The sequence below is a fragment of the Enterobacter cloacae genome, from assembly GCF_011078175.1.
In the GTDB taxonomy this organism is placed as follows: domain Bacteria; phylum Pseudomonadota; class Gammaproteobacteria; order Enterobacterales; family Enterobacteriaceae; genus Enterobacter; species Enterobacter cloacae_Q.
Genome location: NZ_JAALCJ010000008.1, coordinates 154503 through 172070, shown reverse-complemented (window position 1 = coordinate 172070; position 17568 = coordinate 154503). Strand labels below are relative to the sequence as shown.

Below are 17568 nucleotides of genomic sequence, written 5' to 3'. Positions count from 1 at the left end.
TCAAACGGCCTTAGTTCAGTTCAATGGCGAAGTAGTCACGCGCATTGTTAAAGCAGATGTTTTTCACCATTTCGCCCAGCAGCTGAAGATCCGCTGGCGCTTCACCCGCATGTACCCAGCGGCCAATCATCTGGCACAGAATGCGGCGGAAGTATTCATGACGCGTATAGGAGAGGAAACTGCGGCTGTCGGTCAGCATGCCAACAAAGCGGCTCAGCAGGCCGAGCTGCGCCAGCTGCGTCATCTGACGCTCCATGCCGTCTTTCTGATCGTTAAACCACCAGCCAGAGCCAAACTGCATCTTGCCAGGCATCCCTTCGCCCTGGAAGTTACCGATCATGGTGCCCAGCACTTCGTTATCGCGCGGGTTCAGGCAGTAAAGGATGGTTTTTGGCAGCAGGTTTTGCTCGTTCTGTTTGCTCAGCAGTTTTGACAGTTCTTCCGCTATCGGGCGGTCGTTAATGGAGTCAAAGCCGACGTCGGCGCCCAGCAGTTTGAACTGACGCTGGTTGTTATTACGCAGCGCGCCGATGTGATACTGCTGAACCCAGCCGCGACGGGCATATTCCGCACCGAGGAACACCAGCACCGCGGTTTTGAACTGCGCTACTTCGTGCTCGCTCAGGGCTTCGCCGGAGAGACGACGCGCCAGAATACTGTCCAGCTCGGCTTCGTTCGATTCCGCGAACAGCACCACATCCAGCGCGTGGTCAGACACTTTACAGCCGTGTGCGGCAAAGTGATCCAGACGTTTGGTCAGCGCAGTTTGCAGATCGGCGAAACGACGGATATCGGTATCAGACACTTCCGCCAGCGTCGCCATGTAGTCGTTAAAGGTCGGCAACTCGATGTTGAAGGCTTTATCCGGACGCCAGCTTGGCAGCACTTTGATGTCAAACGTGCTGTCCTTCGCGACAACCGCGTGGTGCTCCAGAGAGTCGATCGGATCGTCGGTGGTGCCCACCATCTTCACGTTCATCTGCTTCATGATGCCACGCGCCGAGAAGCTGTCCTGCGCCAGCAACTCATTACACTGTTCCCAGATTACATCCGCCGTGGCGGGAGAAAGCAGCTTGCCGGTGATACCAAACGGACGACGCAGTTCGAGGTGTGTCCAGTGGTATAACGGGTTACCGATGGTATGCGGAACGGTGGCGGCCCAGGCATCAAACTTCTCACGATCTGTCGCGTCGCCGGTACACAGGCGCTCAGCCACACCGTTGGTGCGCATGGCTCGCCACTTATAGTGGTCACCCTTCAGCCAGATATCATACAGGTTTTTGAAACGGTAATTTTCGGCAATCTGCTGCGGCGGTAAATGGCAGTGGTAATCGAAAATCGGCTGGTCTTTTGCATAGTCGTGGTACAGGCGGCGAGCAAATTCGGTATCTAATAGAAAATCTTCGGTCATAAACGGTGTCATTATCGTCTTCCTCATTACGGGAACGTCAGAAAGCTTATGTTCAGATGCTGCAAGTTATCACACCAATTTCCACTGGCCGACGTTTTTTTCGTGAGTTAGATCAATAAACGTTGACAAATAAATTACCCTCAAAGGGGTAAACCCCCTCGCAGACCGCGCCAGCCGTGGCTTTGCGCACGCCGCGTAATGTCCCTACAAAGATTCACACTTTTGTGATGTCACTCACCTTTTAAAGTTGTATGACAAGTTATCTTTTCGCCGTCGCAAACTATAAGCCGACGGAATGCATTACCGGTGTTTGATACATCGGATTTAACGGTACGGAAGCCGACTTAGCACGATTACTAATGGCAAGGTTCGGGCCGTTCCGGGACTGGTTCCCGGTTACGCCCCTCCCGTTACAGAACAGCTCCCGGCAACGGTTGAGTTGTTGCCGTGTCCCGACACGGAAATAACATAACGATGAGGTTTTACATGCGTAAAATTAAAGGGTTACGTTGGTACATGATCGCACTGGTGACGCTCGGCACCGTGCTGGGCTACCTGACACGTAACACCGTGGCAGCAGCGGCGCCAACGTTGATGGAAGAGTTACATATCTCCACGCAGCAATACTCTTACATCATTGCGGCCTATTCTGCCGCTTACACCGTAATGCAGCCTGTTGCAGGTTATGTTCTTGATATTCTGGGTACAAAAATTGGTTATGCCTTCTTCGCGGTAGCCTGGGCCGTCTTCTGCGGGGCGACTGCGCTGGCTGGCAGCTGGGGCGGACTGGCGCTGGCGCGTGGTGCGGTAGGTGCTGCCGAAGCGGCGATGATCCCCGCGGGTCTGAAAGCCAGCTCTGAATGGTTCCCGGCAAAAGAGCGTTCAATCGCTGTCGGTTACTTCAATGTGGGCTCCTCCATCGGCGCGATGATTGCGCCGCCACTGGTGGTGTGGGCGATTGTGATGCACAGCTGGCAAATGGCGTTCATCATCTCTGGTGTGCTGAGCTTTGCCTGGGCCATGGCGTGGCTGGTCTTTTATAAGCACCCACGCGACCAGAAAAAGCTGTCTGAGGAAGAACGCGAGTACATTATTGGTGGGCAGGAAGCACAGCATCAGACCGACAACGGCAAAAAGATGTCCGTCTGGCAGATCCTGGGCACCCGTCAGTTCTGGGGTATCGCCCTGCCACGCTTCCTGGCAGAACCGGCCTGGGGTACGTTCAACGCCTGGATCCCACTGTTCATGTTCAAAGTCTACGGCTTTAACCTGAAAGAGATCGCGATGTTCGCCTGGATGCCAATGCTGTTTGCTGACCTGGGCTGTATTGTCGGCGGCTACCTGCCACCGCTGTTCCAGCGCTGGTTTGGCGTGAACCTGATTGTCTCCCGTAAGATGGTAGTCACCATGGGCGCCCTGCTGATGATTGGCCCGGGCATGATCGGCCTGTTCACCAGCCCTTACGTGGCTATCGCGCTGCTGTGTATCGGGGGCTTTGCTCACCAGTCCCTGTCCGGTGCGCTGATTACACTCTCTTCCGACGTGTTTGGTCGTAACGAAGTGGCCACCGCCAACGGCCTGACCGGTATGGCCGCCTGGACAGCTAGTACGATGTTCGCCCTGGTGGTCGGCGCGCTGGCGGATACGATCGGCTTCAGCCCGCTGTTCGCGGTACTGGCTATCTTCGACCTGCTGGGTGCGGTGGTAATCTGGACAGTGCTGAAAAGCAAATCCGCCGACGAGCTGGCGAAAGAGTCCCTCGGGGGACCGGCGACGCAGAGTTAGCGTTGTTGTGTCGGGTGGCTGCTTCGCCTTACCCGGCCTACAACATACGATAAAACCGTGGACCGGGTAAGCGTAGCGTCCCCCCGCAAAAACGATGCAAATGCCGCCTCCGGGCGGCTTTTTTGATGGCAAAATCTGGAGACTGGCACGTAAAAGTGGTATAACAAATCATTCGCCGTACCCTGCCTGGAGCGCATATGGAAATCACCGAATCACGTCGTTTATATCAACAACTTGCTGCCGAGCTGAAAGATCGCATCGAGCAAGGGGTCTATCTCGTCGGTGATAAACTTCCCGCTGAGCGTTTCATTGCGGATGAAAAAAGCGTTAGCCGTACGGTGGTCCGCGAAGCCATCATCATGCTGGAAGTGGAAGGGTATGTTGAGGTACGCAAAGGTTCGGGCATCCATGTGATTTCCAGCCAGGCGAAGCATTCCCCCACGCCGGACGAAAGTCTGGAGTTTGCCAGCTACGGTCCGTTTGAGCTTCTTCAGGCTCGCCAGCTGATTGAAAGCAACATTGCAGAATTTGCTGCGACGCAGGTGACCAAGCAGGACATCATGAAGCTGATGGAAATCCAGGATCACGCGCGTAAAGAAAAATGTTTCCGCGATTCTGAATGGGACCTGCAATTCCACGTTCAGGTTGCCCTTGCGACTCAGAACACGGCTCTGGCGGCAATCGTTGAAAAAATGTGGACTCAGCGCGTTCACAACCCGTACTGGAAAAAATTGCACGATCATATTGATTCCCGCACGGTTGACAACTGGTGTGACGATCATGACCAAATTCTTAAAGCCTTGATTCGTAAAGATCCGCATGCGGCAAAACTGGCGATGTGGCAGCATCTCGAAAACACCAAACAGATGCTGTTTAATGAAACAAGTGATGACTTTGAATTTAACGCTGACCGCTATCTTTTTGCCGATAATCCGGTGGTTCATCTCGATACGGCGACCAATCTCGTAAAATAAGACCCCGAACTGCTGGCAGGCGCACCGCTGCGCCTTCCGGCCATACAGAGTAAGAAAACCTCTATAGTGTCAGCCTTTGTAAAATTTCTCGCTCCCCTCCGTGGCTTACGCCAAAATCGTGTTTCCCCTCAAATTCTGTGACGCAGAACGTCGGGCTTTGTTACAATTGGATTCACTTCGTTATTTTGTAAGTTAGTGCTTGCTAACCAGCCAATTAACAGGGAACAGTGTTGGCCACACATCAAGGTGTCCGCGAGCGACCATAATGAAATCACAACAATGTCGCCGTGCTGTTTTTCCCGAATTACAGGCGTGACGTTAACCGATTTCCAGGAACACTGAATGGAACTTTTGACCCAACTACTGCACGCCCTCTGGGCTCAGGATTTCGAAACGCTGGCCAACCCATCCATGATTGGCATGCTCTACTTTGTGTTATTTATGATCCTGTTCCTTGAGAACGGTCTGCTGCCTGCTGCCTTTTTACCGGGCGACAGTCTGCTGGTGCTGGTCGGTGTGCTCTGCGCGAAAGGGGCGATGGCTTTCCCGCAAACGGTCCTGCTTTTGACCATTGCCGCCAGCCTGGGCTGCTGGGTGAGCTATATTCAGGGGCGATGGCTGGGCAATACGCGAATCGTTCAAAACTGGCTTTCGCATCTCCCGGCACATTATCACCAACGAGCGCACCACCTTTTCCATAAACATGGGCTTTCCGCCTTGCTTATTGGCCGCTTTATCGCATTCGTACGTACCCTGCTGCCCACCATTGCGGGCCTCTCCGGCCTGAGCAGCACGCGCTTCCAGTTCTTTAACTGGATGAGCGGCTTGCTGTGGGTCCTGATCCTGACCACGCTCGGCTACGCGCTCGGTAAAACGCCGGTCTTTATGAAATATGAAGACCAACTGATGTCTTGCCTGATGCTGCTGCCCGTCGTTCTGCTGGTGTTTGGCCTGGTCGGTTCACTGGTTGTACTGTGGAAGAAAAAATACGGAGCCCGGGGTTAACCATGGTTATCTCCCCGCTCGCACTGCGCCGCTTCTCTTACGCCATCGTCGCACTGATGATGTTCAGCGCCCTCATCCTTCTGTGGTCGGCGCTACAGCATCAGGAGTCGACGCTGGCTATCCGTCCTGTGAGCCAGGGAACCAGCGTGCCGGATGGTTTTTCTATCTGGCACCATCTGGACGCAAACGGGATCCGCTTTAAGAGCATCACGCCGCAAGACGATGTGCTGCTGATAAAATTTGACTCCAGTGCGCAAAGCGCCGCAGCGAAAGCCGTGCTGGACCGCACGCTGCCGCAGGGTTACATCATCGCGCAACAGGATGATGACAGCCATGCTGCCTCCTGGATGTCACGTTTACGCGACACGTCGCATCGATTCGGTTAACGGCTAATATTCCGAATATTTTCACTCACTTTGGTGAAACTCCCGTTTACTTACTATGCTTAAGTACGCGGAGCACCCCTCAGATGTTCTCCGCATAGTTTTGGAACACGGCTTACGCCGTTACACAATGGAAGGTTTCAATAATGAAATACCGCATCACCCTGGCTCTGGCCCTTTTTTCTTTAAGCACAGCTTCCTTCGCTATGTCTCTTTGTCAGGAGAAAGAACAGGATATCCAACGCGAAATCAGTTATGCCGAAAAGCATAACAATCAGCACCGGATCGACGGACTGAAAAAAGCGTTGAGCGAAGTGAAAGACAATTGTACGGACAGCAAGCTGCGTGCCGATCACAAGGAAAAAATCGCTGAACAAAAGGACGAGATAGCCGAGCGCCGTCAAGACCTGCGAGAAGCGAAAGAGAAAGGTGATGCGGAAAAAATTGCCAAGCGCGAGAGGAAGTTGCAAGAAGCGCAGGACGAACTAAAAGCGCTGGAAGCTCGCGATTATTGAGTTAACGGAAATCTCAACAGGAGAGAATCATGTCAAAAGATACAACTTCAGAAAATCTGCGCGCTGAACTGAAATCCCTGGCGGATACCCTGGAAGAGGTGCTGAACTCTTCTGCCGATAAATCGAAAGAAGAAGTGAGCAAACTGCGCAGTAAAGCGGAGCAGGCGCTCAAAGAGAGCCGTTACCGTCTGGGTGAAACCGGTGATGCGCTGGCGAAACAGACCCGCGAAGCGGCAGCGCGCGCAGACGAATATGTACGTGATAATCCATGGACGGGTGTGGGTATTGGTGCCGCAGTGGGTGTGGTGCTGGGTGTTCTGCTGACGCGTCGTTGATTATGGAAGATCCACGTCACGCACAAGGGCCTGCTAAAAACGTCCTCGGCATCGGCCAGCGTATTCTCACAACGCTTGTCGGGATTGCCGAAACGCGCGTCCGGCTTGCGGTAGTGGAACTGGAAGAAGAGAAAGCCAACCTCTTCCAGATGCTGCTCATGCTTGGGCTTACGATGCTCTTTGCCGCGTTTGGTCTGATGAGCCTGATGGTGTTAATCATCTGGGCTATCGATCCCCAGTATCGTCTGAACGCGATGATTGCGACTACCGTGGTTCTGCTGGTGGCAGCGCTGATAGGCGGTATCTGGACCCTGCATAAAGCGCGCACGTCGACCTTCCTGCGCCATACGCGTCAGGAGCTGGCGAACGACCGCGCTCTGCTGGAGGATGATAAGTCGTGAGCGACAAAGCCGAACGTCAAAAGCGGAAAGCGTATCTGCTGAGTCAGATCCAGCAGCAAAGGCTGGATCTGTCCGCCAGCCGTCGCGACTGGCTGGAGCTTACCCAGCGTTACGATCGCGGCTGGAATACCCTTCTGAGCCTGCGTTCGTGGGCGCTGGTGGGTAGCAGCGTGATGGCTATCTGGACGATTCGTCATCCAAACATGCTGATTCGCTGGGCACGCCGTGGCTTTGGCGTCTGGAGCGCATGGCGTCTGGTAAAAGCCACGATTCGTCAGCAGCAGCTGCGGTGATAAAAGCAAAACGGTAACCCAGGTTACCGTTTTTTGTTTTTGCGCCCTCTCCCCGTGGAAGAGGGTTGAGGTGAGGGCACCAGCGCGCACCTCCATTACTCAATATCTTTGAAAAAGATTAACAGTTTTCCTTGCTAACAATTGCCATCCGCCCCGTTTACACTCCTCTCCATCGACAGCAAAGACGCGGTATCTACCCGAATTTGCACGCAAATAACGTTTAGCCGCTGATGTGGTTTCCTGGAGAGTAAAATGAAAAAATTAGAAGATGTTGGTGTACTGGTAGCGCGCATTCTGATGCCTGTTCTGTTCATTACCGCAGGCTGGGGCAAGATCACTGGCTATGCGGGCACTCAGCAGTATATGGAAGCGATGGGCGTGCCGGGATTCCTGCTGCCGCTGACCATCCTGCTTGAGTTCGGCGGCGGCCTGGCGGTGTTGTTCGGTTTCCTGACCCGCACCACGGCGCTGTTCACCGCAGGCTTTACCCTGCTGACCGCGTTCATCTTCCACAGCAACTTTGCGGAAGGCGTGAACTCCCTGATGTTCATGAAAAACCTGACCATCGCGGGGGGCTTCCTGCTGCTGGCCATCACAGGCCCGGGCGCCTATAGCATCGACCGTCTTCTGAATAAGAAGTGGTAAGCAGGCTATACTGATTACATTCAAAGCGAGGAGACATCTCCTCGCTTTTGCTATCTGACGGAGGAGTAAAAAATGGGACAACTCGTAGACGGCGTCTGGCAGGATGTCTGGTATGACACCAAATCCACCGGTGGACGCTTTAAGCGCTCTGTTTCGGCCTTCCGTAACTGGCTGACCGCCGACGGCGCACCCGGCCCGAGTGGCGAAGGGGGCTTTGCGGCGGAGAAAGATCGTTATCATCTGTATGTTTCTCTCGCCTGTCCGTGGGCGCACCGCACGCTGATTGTGCGCAAACTTAAGGGTCTCGAATCGTTAATTCCGGTTTCGGTGGTCAACCCGCTGATGCTGGAAAACGGCTGGACGTTCGACAGTGACTTCCCGGCCGCGACGGGTGATGAGCTTTATCATCACGATTTCCTGTATCAGCTCTATCTGCGCGCCGATCCGCACTACACCGGACGCGTAACGGTGCCGGTGCTGTGGGACAAGAAAAACCAGACGATCGTCAGCAATGAATCCGCTGAAATCATTCGCATGTTCAATACCGCGTTTGACGCGCACGGCGCGCGCGCCGGGGATTTCTACCCGGTGGAACTGCGCGAGAAAATTGACGAGCTGAACGGCTGGATCTACGACAACGTCAACAACGGCGTCTATAAAGCAGGCTTTGCCACCAGCCAGGAAGCGTACGACGAAGCGGTGGGCAACGTATTTGGATCCCTGGAGCGCCTGGAGCAAATCCTCGGCCAGCATCGTTATTTAACGGGCGATCGTCTGACCGAAGCGGACATCCGCCTGTGGACCACGCTGATCCGCTTTGATCCGGTTTATGTCACCCACTTCAAGTGCGACAAGCATCGCGTCAGCGATTACCTGAACCTGCACGGTTTCCTGCGCGACATCTATCAGATGCCTGGGATTGCGGAGACGGTCAATTTTGACCATATTCGCACCCATTATTTCCGCAGCCATAAGACCATCAACCCAACGGGCATTATCTCCATTGGCCCGTGGCAGGATCTGGATGAACCGCACGGGCGCGACGTGCGATTTGGATAATTATTTAGGGAATCAAATGATTCCCTTTTTTAATTCAAGGCATACATCTATCCTTACCTCGATCGCTTAGAAAACAAGTGATTGACTGATTAAGAGGCAAGGAAAAATGGACTGGTATTTAAAAGTACTGCGCAACTACATTGGATTTGGTGGCCGCGCCCGCCGCAAAGAGTACTGGATGTTCGTTCTGGTGAACTTCGTCCTGATTATGGTGCTGGGCATTATGGACAAGATCCTCGGATGGGAACGCGAGGGGGGTGAAGGCATTCTCACCACAATTTATGGTGTGTTAGTTCTGCTGCCTTCATGGGCCGTACTGTTTCGTCGTCTCCACGATACCGATCGTTCGGCGTGGTGGCTGCTGTTGCTGTTGATCCCGCTTATCGGCTGGATTGTGATTTTAATTTTCAACTGTCAGAGCGGAACCCCGGGCGAAAACCGCTTTGGTCCGGATCCTAAGGCAAGCGCGTAAATTCTGCCCGGTAGCGTTTACGCTTACCGGGCCTCTACGCTTATTTGTTATGATGCGCGAAGAGCTTGGGTATTTCTCGTAAACACCACGATTTGGCTTCGCCCATGCTGTCGCGACGCCACGCCATAATGATATCCACTTCGCTGGTGTATTCCGGGCTGACGACGCGCAACCGCCCTTCTGCAATGTCCTTTTCGACAAACGGATACGGCATGGTCGCCACGCCCAGCCCCGCCAGGAGCGCCTGACGCTTATCTTCCAGCGACGTTACCGTCAGTCGCGGCTGTTTATCCAGCAGTTGAACCGTTAACACCGGGCGCTCACGGGCAGTATCTGCAACCGCCACGCCGCGGTATTTCACGCGCGTGACCTCAGAGAGCGGCTCCGGCTCCTGATGGATAGGGTGATCCGGGGCGGCGACGTAGACGTTCATTACGCTGTACAGTTTGCGTGAATTGATCTCTGATGATGAGCGGAAATGCATGTCCGGCGCAATGACGATATCCGCCCTTCCCGTTTCAAGACGCTCCCACGCCCCGGCCAGCACCTCGGTGATGATCGACAGCTGGGTATTGGCTTTCGCGGCCAGTCTGTCCACCAGCGGGAACAGGGCCTCGGTGGGCACCAGCGCTTCGGTAACTAATGTCAGATGGGTTTCCCAGCCGCGGGCCAGCGCTTCGGCATCTGTCGTCAGCTTATCTGCCGCTTCCAGCAATACGCGGCCGCGCTCGAGCAGCATCCGCCCAACATTGGTGAATTTTGTTCGATGACCGGAGCGATCGAAGAGCACGACATCCAGCTCCTCTTCCAGCTTTTGCATGGTATAGCTCAGCGCAGACGGAACGCGCCCCAGTTCATCTGCCGCCGCGGCAAAGCTGCCGCGCCTGTCAATCGCGTCCATGACGCGAAGCGCCTCAAGCGTCAATGCTCTCTCTTTAGCCATCTCGTTCTCATTCAGGAAATTTGAACATACCGGGCAGAATATCTGGCTAACAATGCATCGTCCATACCTTTACCATTGATTTAGTGTAAAGAGAGGTCAAGTTTATGATTACGACAAGAACAGCGAAACAGTGCGGACAGGCCGATTTCGGTTGGTTGCAGGCCCGCTACACCTTTTCCTTTGGACACTACTTTGACCCTAAACTCCTCGGTTACGCTTCACTGCGCGTTTTGAATCAGGAAGTGCTCGCCCCGGGCGCGTCTTTCCAGCCGCGCACGTACCCTAAAGTCGATATACTGAACCTGATCCTGGAAGGCGAGGCAGAATACCGCGATAGCGAGGGCAATCATGCCCAGGCGAAGGCTGGCGAGGCGCTGTTAATTTCCACGCAGCCTGGTATTAGCTATAGCGAGCATAACCTCAGCAAAGACAAAACGCTGACCCGCATACAGCTGTGGCTCGATGCCTGTCCGGAGCGAGAAAATCCGCTGGTGCAAAAGATCGATCTGAAGGGCGATAAACAGCAGCTGATCGCCTCACCAGACGGCAGCAAAGGCAGTTTGCAGTTACGTCAGCAGGTGTGGCTGCACCATATCGAACTGAAAAAAGATGAACAGGCGAGCTTCCAGCTTCATGGCCCGCGCGCCTATTTGCAGTCGATTCACGGCACGGTACATGCCGTAACGCATTCGGAGGAGAAAGAAGCGCTCACCTGCGGTGACGGGGCGTTTATTCGCGATGAAGCAAACATCACGCTGGTTGCCGATACGCCGCTGCGCGCGCTGCTGATTGATTTGCCGGTTTAAGATCAACACGCCCCCTCGCTCGAACGGTTCCCTCTCCCACAGGGAGAGGGTTAGGGTGAGGGGTAACGGGTTGGATTAAATCACAACACCTTACTCGCCATAATCTCAATGATCTGCCGGTCCGTCGCCTGCATTGAGCGGCACGCCAGGGCGCACAGGTTAGAAATAGACTGTTCGACATCGTGCGCCACAATCCCCTCGTTCCCCGTCACGGCTGTATCATCCAGCGCCATCATCACGGCTTTCCAGGCACTGGTGACGCTGGTCGAGACCTTCATTGCGCAGCTATTAGAAGCCCCATCGCAGATAATCCCGCTCACGTCGCCGATCATACTGCCTATTGCCATGGCAATAGTCTGGTAAGAACCGCCCATTAGCCACGCCATCCCCGCCGCAGCGCCCATTCCGGCGGTTGTCGCCGCGCACAACGCGGACAAGCGCGGAAGCTGGTAATGGATATAGATAGCCGACAGATGCGAGAGCATCAGCGCCCGCGCCAGGCGTTCGTCATCGGCCTGAACGTGCTCAGCCACCACCACCACCGGCATGGTGGCGGTGATGCCCTGATTCCCGGAACCCGAGTTGCTCATCGCTGGCAGCGTCGCGCCTCCCATGCGGGCATCCGAGGCTGCGCTGGTGCGGATCACAATGTCTGAACCCAGATCCTGCGCCATCCAGCCGCGTGCGCGCTGTTTATTGAGCGTCGCGCCAATATGCAGCCCCCAGCTGCCACGCAAACCTTCGCGGGAGAGCGCATCGTTCAGCCGCCCCGCCTCGAGGATAAAGCGGATCGCGTCGAACGGTACCTGCTCCACAAACTCAAGGATTTGCGACAGCGTGGTGGTCGAGAGCACCGCCAGCGGATCGTCGTTGTTCTGGCTCTGGCGATCGTCAAGCCTGTAGCGCGTTTCGCCCTGACAAACCACCTCGACGACCCGCGTATGCCCGCCCGCAATAGTCACCATCGCCGAGGACTCACCGGCGTAAACGCAGGCACGTGAATAGAGGATCTCATCGCACGGTTCCTGCAATTTCACCTGCACCAGGCCCGCTTTCAGCATTGCTTTGGCGCGGGTGAGCGCCTCGGTCGACGCGTCTTTCAATACTTCCAGCCCGGCGTGTGCATTACCGCCTGTCGCCCCCAGCGCGGCCGCGATGGGCAAACCGACCATACCGGTGCCGGGAACCGTTACGCCAAGCCCGTTTTTCATCAGGTTCGGCGATACCCACGCCTCGATACGCGTCACGTCGGCGTCAAGCTGCCCGGCAGCCATGGCGCAGGCCAGCGCCAGTGAGACGGGTTCGGTACACCCCAGCGCAGGCTTTACCTCTTCCTGCACGGCGCGAATTAAATGGTTCCATAAAGGATTAATTTGCTCAGACATCGTTACGACCTTATTTAACCTCATGAGAAGGCGAGGAAAGGAGAAACACAAAGCAGCAGCCCGGTAATCACAATAATCACCAGCGATACGCCTTTATATTTATGAAGTGCGGGCACTTTGTAGACCAGCCACGCCGGAATTAAGCAGCCCACCATCCCGAAAATAGGGCTACAAATAGAGGTGAAGCTCAGCACCGGCGCGTTTAATACAATCGCGCTCCAGGCCAGCAGGATGGCGAACAGCATAATCCCGCGCTGGACGGTGTTTTCATTGATTTTCTCTGCCGGCATTTTGCGGCGCAGGATATTCATTACGATGCCCTGCGTCGCTTCACGAAAGCCGAGATAGACGCCGAAGAAGGCAGTCATTACGGCGAAAATATTAAGGATCACGCTGACGATTTTGACCCAGCCCGCGCCGTCGCCGCTGATAAACTGCGCCGCGATTGCCAGGGCGGAAATATTCTGCTCGTAGGCTTTTACCGCCTCGTCGTGCCCCATCGCCAGCGTGAAGGAGACCGCGTAGAAAAAGACCGTGACGAACAGCACGCCGAAAGCAATGTTCATCGCGCGCAGCGCTTTATGACGCGCCACCTCAACGGATTTTTCCCGCGAACGATAAGAAATCACCATCGGGCTTAATGTCTGAATAAACAGAATGGAGGTTAAGGTGAAAGGCAGCGTAATAATGGCATTTTTAATCAGCAGCCCCATCGGTGGCAGCATGCCGACGTTGGCTAAATGCCAGAGTCCAATCATCGAAAGACCCAGCGCCGCCACCACAAATAATTTGGTCAGCACCATCAGGCTGGAGACTTTAAACAGCAGCTTTTCACCGCGCGACGAAATGGCGACCAGAATGCAGATCAGGAATAAACCGTAGAAAGGATTTTCCGACAGCAAACCGTGGGTTATGCCGAAGGTGTGCAAATAGGAGGCGCTGTCGTTGGTGATAGCCGTGGAATAGACAAACATCCAGATCACCAGCATCACGAAATAAAGCGCACCCAATAAGATGCCCCAGTTTTTACCTAAATAACCGCTAATGACGCTCGGGTAATCTTTGCATTCCGGTGATTCCGCCAGCGTATTAATAAACAGGCGCTGGAACAGGTACATAGCCGGATAACCAATAATCGACGAGAGTAAAAATACCCACAGCCCCATTAATCCAACCTGCACCGGAAGAAAAACGATGCCCGCGCCGATAGCCATCCCGATGCTCATGATGACCCAGCCCGTATCGGTGCTGTCAAATTTGATCGCCTCTCGCCATTCGCTTTCGCTCATTCCCGCCCGCCTTGCCGCAGGGGAATCACTCACAATCACACTGCTGTTTGTTGCCATATTCATTGGGCACTCGCTTATTTTGTAGGGTAACTAATTGTTTTTATAAGGTTCCAATCGTCAGCGATGACGAGTCAGAGAGTGCAGGTGTGTGTTATTGGTATGAAGAGATCATATCCGGAGCGCGGGAGAAAAAAGTCACAACTTTTATGGGTGTTTTCTGCGTCGGGAGGAAATTTTGCTTTTTCGAGATTCTTTAAGGAGGTATTTTTCTAAAAGTGACGACGTTCACGAAATTATAAGCCTCCCCAAACGAGGAGGCTTTATGCCAGCCTGAGTTACATCGCCTGTGTAAACGTCCTCGATATCACATCCTGCTGTTGCTCGCGCGTCAGGGCGTTAAACCGCACTGCATAGCCTGAAACGCGGATCGTCAGGTTCGGATAGTTCTCCGGATGGGCAATCGCATCCAACAACATCTCCCGGTTCAAGACGTTGACGTTTAAGTGCTGGCCGCCCTCAATGGTCGCTTCGTGATGGAAATACCCGTCCAACAGCCCGACAAGGTTGGTTTTGCGCACCGGCTCGTCCTTGCCCAGTGCCTGCGGCACGATGGAGAAGGTGTAGGAGATCCCGTCTTTGGCATAGGTGAACGGCAGCTTAGCCACTGAAGTCAGTGAGGCCACCGCCCCTTTTCTGTCGCGCCCGTGCATCGGGTTGGCGCCCGGCGCAAACGGCGTACCGCCGCGACGTCCGTCCGGCGTGTTGCCGGTCTTCTGCCCGTAAACCACATTGGAGGTGATGGTCAGGATCGACTGTGTCGGTACCGCGTTGCGGTACGTCGGCAGCGCCTGGATTTTCTTCATAAAGCGCTCAACCAGATCGCAGGCGATACTGTCCACGCGATCGTCGTTGTTCCCGTACTGCGGATAATCGCCTTCGATGACGAAATCGACCGCCAGACCGGCGTGGTCGCGCACCGGTTTTACCGTGGCGTATTTGATGGCCGACAGGGAATCCGCCGCCACCGACAGCCCGGCAATGCCGCATGCCATGGTGCGGTAGACGTCCCGGTCGTGCAGCGCCATCAGCGAGGCTTCGTAGCTGTATTTATCATGCATATAGTGAATGAGATTCAGCGCGCTGATGTACTGCACCGCCAGCCAGTCCATAAAGTGATCGAGGCTCGCCATTACGGTGTCGTAATCCAGTACCTCATCCAGCAGCGGCTCGGTTTTCGGCCCCACCTGGATCTTCAGCTTCTCATCCACCCCGCCGTTGATGGCGTACAACAGGGTTTTCGCCAGGTTGGCGCGTGCGCCGAAGAACTGCATCTGCTTGCCGATCACCATCGGGCTAACGCAGCAGGCAATGGCATAGTCGTCGCTGTTGAAGTCGGCGCGCATCAGATCGTCGTTCTCGTATTGCAGCGAAGAGGTGACGATCGAGACCTGTGCAGCGTATTTCTTGAAGGCGATCGGCAGCTGTTCTGACCAGAGGATCGTCAGGTTGGGCTCCGGCGCAGGCCCCATGGTGTGCAGGGTATGCAGGTAGCGGAAGCTGTTTTTGGTCACCAGCGTGCGGCCATCCAGCCCCATGCCGCCGATGACCTCCGTAGCCCAGATCGGATCGCCGGAGAAGAGCGTGTCGAACTCCGGTGTGCGCAGGAAGCGTACCATGCGGATCTTCATGATGAAGTGGTCGATGAGCTCCTGGGCCTGCACCTCATTCAACCGCCCCGCCTGCATGTCGCGTTCAATGTAGATATCGAGGAACGAGGCCGTGCGCCCCAGCGACATCGCCCCGCCGTTCTGGGATTTCACTGCGGCAAGATAGGCAAAGTAGACCCACTGCACCGCTTCCTGCGCGTTCATCGCCGGACGGGAAATATCAAAGCCATAGTTCGCCGCCATCTGCTGGATCTGGAGCAGCGCACGTTTATGCTCCGCCAGCTCCTCACGCAGCCGGATCGTGGCCTCCAGATCTTCTCCGCGCTCCAGTTTCCCCTGAAGATCGGCGAACTGAAGTTCACGCTCGCGCACCAGATAGCTGATGCCGTACAGCGCCACGCGACGGTAGTCTCCGATGATGCGTCCACGCCCGTAGCCGTCCGGCAGACCGGTCAGCACCCCCGATTTGCGGCAGCGCATCATCTCCGGAGAGTACACGTCAAACACGCCCTGATTGTGGGTTTTACGCAGATCGGTGAAGAGATATTCAAACTGCGGATCCATCTCGCGACCATAAGCTTCAAACGAGCTGCGGATCATGTTGATCCCGCCGTACGGATGCAGGGCGCGCTTGAGCGGCTTGTCGGTTTGCAGGCCGACGATCGTCTCCAGCTCCCGGTCAATATATCCCGGTCCGTGCGCGGTAATGGTGGTGGCGATGTTGGTATCAAAATCCACCGGGGCGTGGGTGGCATTCTCCTGACGAATGCCGACCATCACCTGCTGCCACAGCGCCGTCGTTGCTGGCGTCGCCTGCGCGAGGAAAGCTTCATCGCCTTCATAAGGGGTGTAGTTATGCTGAATAAAATCGCGCACGTTAACGGCGTTTTTCCATTCTTCACCGCGAAACCCGGCCCATGCGTCGCTGTAAGGCGCGACGCCCGTATCGATTGTTACTTTCATCAGATTCTCGCTTTATCAGGCGTAAGCCGCAGCCGGAGTTACCTTCCCAAGACGGAGGGCGTCCAGCGCGATCATTTTTTCTTCATTGGTCGGGATCACCGCGCAGGCCGCGCGGGACGACTCGGTGGAGATCACGCGCTCACCCGCGCTGCCCGGCAGGGCATTTTTGGACTCGTCGAGGGTGATGCCAAACACCTTCAGGTGTTCCACCACCAGCGCGCGGATAAGCACGGAGTTCTCACCGATTCCGCCGGTAAACACCACGCCATCCAGACGGTGCAGGGACGCAGCATGTCCCGCAATGTGCCGCGCAATGCGGTGAACGAAGGTGTGTATCGCAAGCGCGGCCCGCTCATTACCTTCGTGCCAGGCCTTCTCTAATGTCCGCAGATCTGACGAAATCCCGGAGATCCCCAGCAGCCCGGACTCTTTGTTGACCACGCGCTCCAGATCCTCGAAAGACAGCCCGGTCTGCCGGGCAATCCACGCCATCGCGCCAAAATCTACGTCGCCGCAGCGCGTGCCCATCACCAGACCTTCCAGCGGCGTCATCCCCATGGAGGTGTCCACGCTCTCGCCGTTACGCACCGCGCAGATGGATGCCCCGTTGCCGAGATGGGCAATCACCAGGCCGCTATCACTGGGGGACAGCCCGAGCAGCGCGTGCGCCTGCGCCGCCACATAGCGATGAGACGTGCCGTGGAAACCGTAGCGGCGCACGCCCAGCTCTTCAAAATAGCGGAACGGCAGGCCGTACAGATACGCCTGCGGCGACAGCGTCTGGTGGAAGCTGGTATCAAATACCGCCACCTGTTGCACGCCGGGGAAAAGGCGCTCAGCGGCTTCCACGCCGCTCAGGTTGGCGTAGTTATGCAGCGGCGCCAGCGGGGAAACCTGGCGGATCTGCTCAATCACCTCTTCCGTGATCAGGGTCGACTCGCTGAAGAGATCGCCGCCGTGCGCAATGCGGTGGCCAATTAAGGCCACGCTGCTCATCAGATCACGCTTCTCCAGCTCCAGGGCGATGGCAGCCAGCGCCCCTTCGTAGTCCTGGTGAGCCAGTCTGACCGGCTCACCCCCGTTCACGGAAATAAAGGCTTTTTCAGTGTTGATGCCGTCCGCAATGCCCGTCATCAGAGCCTCGCAGCTTGCGGCGTCCAGCACCGAAAACTTAACAGAGGACGATCCGCAGTTAATAACCAGTACTACCGGAAACTCAATCATGGTATGGCTCCGC

The 17568-nt window shown here is 55.5% G+C and carries 18 protein-coding genes; 12 read left to right on the top strand and 6 right to left on the bottom strand.

Annotated features, from left to right (window positions below):
* Positions 1-10 precede the first annotated feature (10 nt).
* The gene (gene uxaC / locus G6Q29_RS17635) at positions 11-1423 is read right to left on the bottom strand and encodes a glucuronate isomerase (RefSeq protein ID WP_165466794.1); all 1413 of its coding nucleotides are present in this window, start codon (positions 1421-1423) and stop codon (positions 11-13) included.
* Positions 1424-1897: 474 nt separating this feature from the next.
* Here uxaC and G6Q29_RS17630 point away from each other — a divergent pair, with 474 nt between their 5' ends.
* The 11 genes from G6Q29_RS17630 (at position 1898) to G6Q29_RS17580 (ending at position 9278) form a co-directional block, all read left to right on the top strand.
* A complete protein-coding gene (locus tag G6Q29_RS17630) occupies positions 1898-3196 on the top strand; it encodes an MFS transporter (protein ID WP_165466793.1) in 1299 nt (432 codons plus the stop codon).
* 197 nt (positions 3197-3393) lie between these two features.
* Positions 3394-4170: a transcriptional regulator ExuR gene (gene exuR / locus G6Q29_RS17625; protein WP_165466792.1), complete on the top strand. Its 777-nt coding sequence runs from the start codon at positions 3394-3396 to the stop codon at positions 4168-4170.
* 342 nt (positions 4171-4512) lie between these two features.
* Positions 4513-5175, top strand: coding sequence for a DedA family general envelope maintenance protein YqjA (gene yqjA, locus G6Q29_RS17620; RefSeq protein WP_165466791.1), 663 nt, complete (start codon positions 4513-4515; stop codon positions 5173-5175).
* A gap of 2 nt (positions 5176-5177) precedes the next feature.
* Entirely contained in the window at positions 5178-5561 is a 384-nt protein-coding gene (gene mzrA, locus G6Q29_RS17615; RefSeq protein ID WP_165466790.1) for an EnvZ/OmpR regulon moderator MzrA, read from the top strand.
* A gap of 143 nt (positions 5562-5704) precedes the next feature.
* The gene (locus G6Q29_RS17610) at positions 5705-6073 is read left to right on the top strand and encodes a DUF1090 domain-containing protein (RefSeq protein ID WP_165466789.1); all 369 of its coding nucleotides are present in this window, start codon (positions 5705-5707) and stop codon (positions 6071-6073) included.
* Between the two features lie 29 nt (positions 6074-6102).
* Positions 6103-6408 (top strand): DUF883 family protein, encoded by a 306-nt coding sequence (locus G6Q29_RS17605; protein WP_003862645.1) that lies wholly within the window; start codon positions 6103-6105, stop codon positions 6406-6408.
* Positions 6409-6410: 2 nt separating this feature from the next.
* Positions 6411-6809 (top strand): phage holin family protein, encoded by a 399-nt coding sequence (locus G6Q29_RS17600; RefSeq protein WP_003862647.1) that lies wholly within the window; start codon positions 6411-6413, stop codon positions 6807-6809.
* Positions 6806-7102, top strand: a complete 297-nt coding sequence (locus G6Q29_RS17595; RefSeq protein WP_022649477.1) for a YqjK-like family protein — start codon at positions 6806-6808, stop codon at positions 7100-7102. The genes G6Q29_RS17600 and G6Q29_RS17595 overlap by 4 nt, the downstream gene beginning before the upstream one ends.
* A 252-nt stretch (positions 7103-7354) precedes the next feature.
* A complete protein-coding gene (locus G6Q29_RS17590) occupies positions 7355-7747 on the top strand; it encodes a DoxX family protein (RefSeq protein ID WP_006812075.1) in 393 nt (130 codons plus the stop codon).
* 72 nt (positions 7748-7819) lie between these two features.
* Positions 7820-8806 (top strand): glutathione S-transferase family protein, encoded by a 987-nt coding sequence (locus G6Q29_RS17585; protein ID WP_165466788.1) that lies wholly within the window; start codon positions 7820-7822, stop codon positions 8804-8806.
* Positions 8807-8912: 106 nt separating this feature from the next.
* Positions 8913-9278, top strand: coding sequence for a DUF805 domain-containing protein (locus G6Q29_RS17580; protein WP_165466787.1), 366 nt, complete (start codon positions 8913-8915; stop codon positions 9276-9278).
* A 40-nt stretch (positions 9279-9318) separates the two neighbouring features.
* Here G6Q29_RS17580 and yhaJ read toward each other — a convergent pair whose 3' ends face one another.
* Positions 9319-10221 carry a DNA-binding transcriptional regulator YhaJ gene (yhaJ, locus tag G6Q29_RS17575; RefSeq protein WP_003862655.1) on the bottom strand — a complete coding sequence of 301 codons (903 nt, stop codon included), beginning with the start codon at positions 10219-10221 and terminating at the stop codon, positions 9319-9321.
* A 104-nt stretch (positions 10222-10325) separates the two neighbouring features.
* On the opposite strand from yhaJ, the gene G6Q29_RS17570 reads away from it, so the two are divergent.
* Positions 10326-11027, top strand: a complete 702-nt coding sequence (locus tag G6Q29_RS17570) for a pirin family protein (RefSeq protein WP_165466786.1) — start codon at positions 10326-10328, stop codon at positions 11025-11027.
* Positions 11028-11107: 80 nt separating this feature from the next.
* Here G6Q29_RS17570 and G6Q29_RS17565 read toward each other — a convergent pair whose 3' ends face one another.
* From G6Q29_RS17565 to tdcD, 4 genes are all read right to left on the bottom strand, one after another.
* The gene (locus G6Q29_RS17565; protein ID WP_165466785.1) at positions 11108-12412 is read right to left on the bottom strand and encodes a serine dehydratase subunit alpha family protein; all 1305 of its coding nucleotides are present in this window, start codon (positions 12410-12412) and stop codon (positions 11108-11110) included.
* Between the two features lie 20 nt (positions 12413-12432).
* Positions 12433-13764 (bottom strand): amino acid permease, encoded by a 1332-nt coding sequence (locus tag G6Q29_RS17560; protein WP_165466784.1) that lies wholly within the window; start codon positions 13762-13764, stop codon positions 12433-12435.
* Positions 13765-14036: 272 nt separating this feature from the next.
* The gene (gene pflB / locus G6Q29_RS17555; protein ID WP_165466783.1) at positions 14037-16331 is read right to left on the bottom strand and encodes a formate C-acetyltransferase; all 2295 of its coding nucleotides are present in this window, start codon (positions 16329-16331) and stop codon (positions 14037-14039) included.
* A gap of 15 nt (positions 16332-16346) precedes the next feature.
* Positions 16347-17555 carry a propionate kinase gene (gene tdcD / locus G6Q29_RS17550; RefSeq protein ID WP_165466782.1) on the bottom strand — a complete coding sequence of 403 codons (1209 nt, stop codon included), beginning with the start codon at positions 17553-17555 and terminating at the stop codon, positions 16347-16349.
* Between the last annotated feature and the right edge of the window lie 13 nt (positions 17556-17568).

What these genes read in the sequence shown, in the direction of transcription:
- G6Q29_RS17585 (WP_165466788.1), top strand. Translation starts at nt 7,820, where the DNA reads ATGGGACAACTCGTAGACGGCGTCTGGCAGGATGTCTGGTATGACACC.
- G6Q29_RS17590 (WP_006812075.1), top strand. Translation starts at nt 7,355, where the DNA reads ATGAAAAAATTAGAAGATGTTGGTGTACTGGTAGCGCGCATTCTGATG.
- G6Q29_RS17605 (WP_003862645.1), top strand. Translation starts at nt 6,103, where the DNA reads ATGTCAAAAGATACAACTTCAGAAAATCTGCGCGCTGAACTGAAATCC.
- G6Q29_RS17560 (WP_165466784.1), bottom strand. Translation starts at nt 13,764, where the DNA reads ATGAATATGGCAACAAACAGCAGTGTGATTGTGAGTGATTCCCCTGCG.
- G6Q29_RS17570 (WP_165466786.1), top strand. Translation starts at nt 10,326, where the DNA reads ATGATTACGACAAGAACAGCGAAACAGTGCGGACAGGCCGATTTCGGT.
- uxaC (WP_165466794.1), bottom strand. Translation starts at nt 1,423, where the DNA reads ATGACACCGTTTATGACCGAAGATTTTCTATTAGATACCGAATTTGCT.
- G6Q29_RS17600 (WP_003862647.1), top strand. Translation starts at nt 6,411, where the DNA reads ATGGAAGATCCACGTCACGCACAAGGGCCTGCTAAAAACGTCCTCGGC.
- pflB (WP_165466783.1), bottom strand. Translation starts at nt 16,331, where the DNA reads ATGAAAGTAACAATCGATACGGGCGTCGCGCCTTACAGCGACGCATGG.
- mzrA (WP_165466790.1), top strand. Translation starts at nt 5,178, where the DNA reads ATGGTTATCTCCCCGCTCGCACTGCGCCGCTTCTCTTACGCCATCGTC.
- yhaJ (WP_003862655.1), bottom strand. Translation starts at nt 10,221, where the DNA reads ATGGCTAAAGAGAGAGCATTGACGCTTGAGGCGCTTCGCGTCATGGAC.
- yqjA (WP_165466791.1), top strand. Translation starts at nt 4,513, where the DNA reads ATGGAACTTTTGACCCAACTACTGCACGCCCTCTGGGCTCAGGATTTC.
- G6Q29_RS17580 (WP_165466787.1), top strand. Translation starts at nt 8,913, where the DNA reads ATGGACTGGTATTTAAAAGTACTGCGCAACTACATTGGATTTGGTGGC.
- G6Q29_RS17565 (WP_165466785.1), bottom strand. Translation starts at nt 12,412, where the DNA reads ATGTCTGAGCAAATTAATCCTTTATGGAACCATTTAATTCGCGCCGTG.
- G6Q29_RS17610 (WP_165466789.1), top strand. Translation starts at nt 5,705, where the DNA reads ATGAAATACCGCATCACCCTGGCTCTGGCCCTTTTTTCTTTAAGCACA.
- exuR (WP_165466792.1), top strand. Translation starts at nt 3,394, where the DNA reads ATGGAAATCACCGAATCACGTCGTTTATATCAACAACTTGCTGCCGAG.
- tdcD (WP_165466782.1), bottom strand. Translation starts at nt 17,555, where the DNA reads ATGATTGAGTTTCCGGTAGTACTGGTTATTAACTGCGGATCGTCCTCT.
- G6Q29_RS17630 (WP_165466793.1), top strand. Translation starts at nt 1,898, where the DNA reads ATGCGTAAAATTAAAGGGTTACGTTGGTACATGATCGCACTGGTGACG.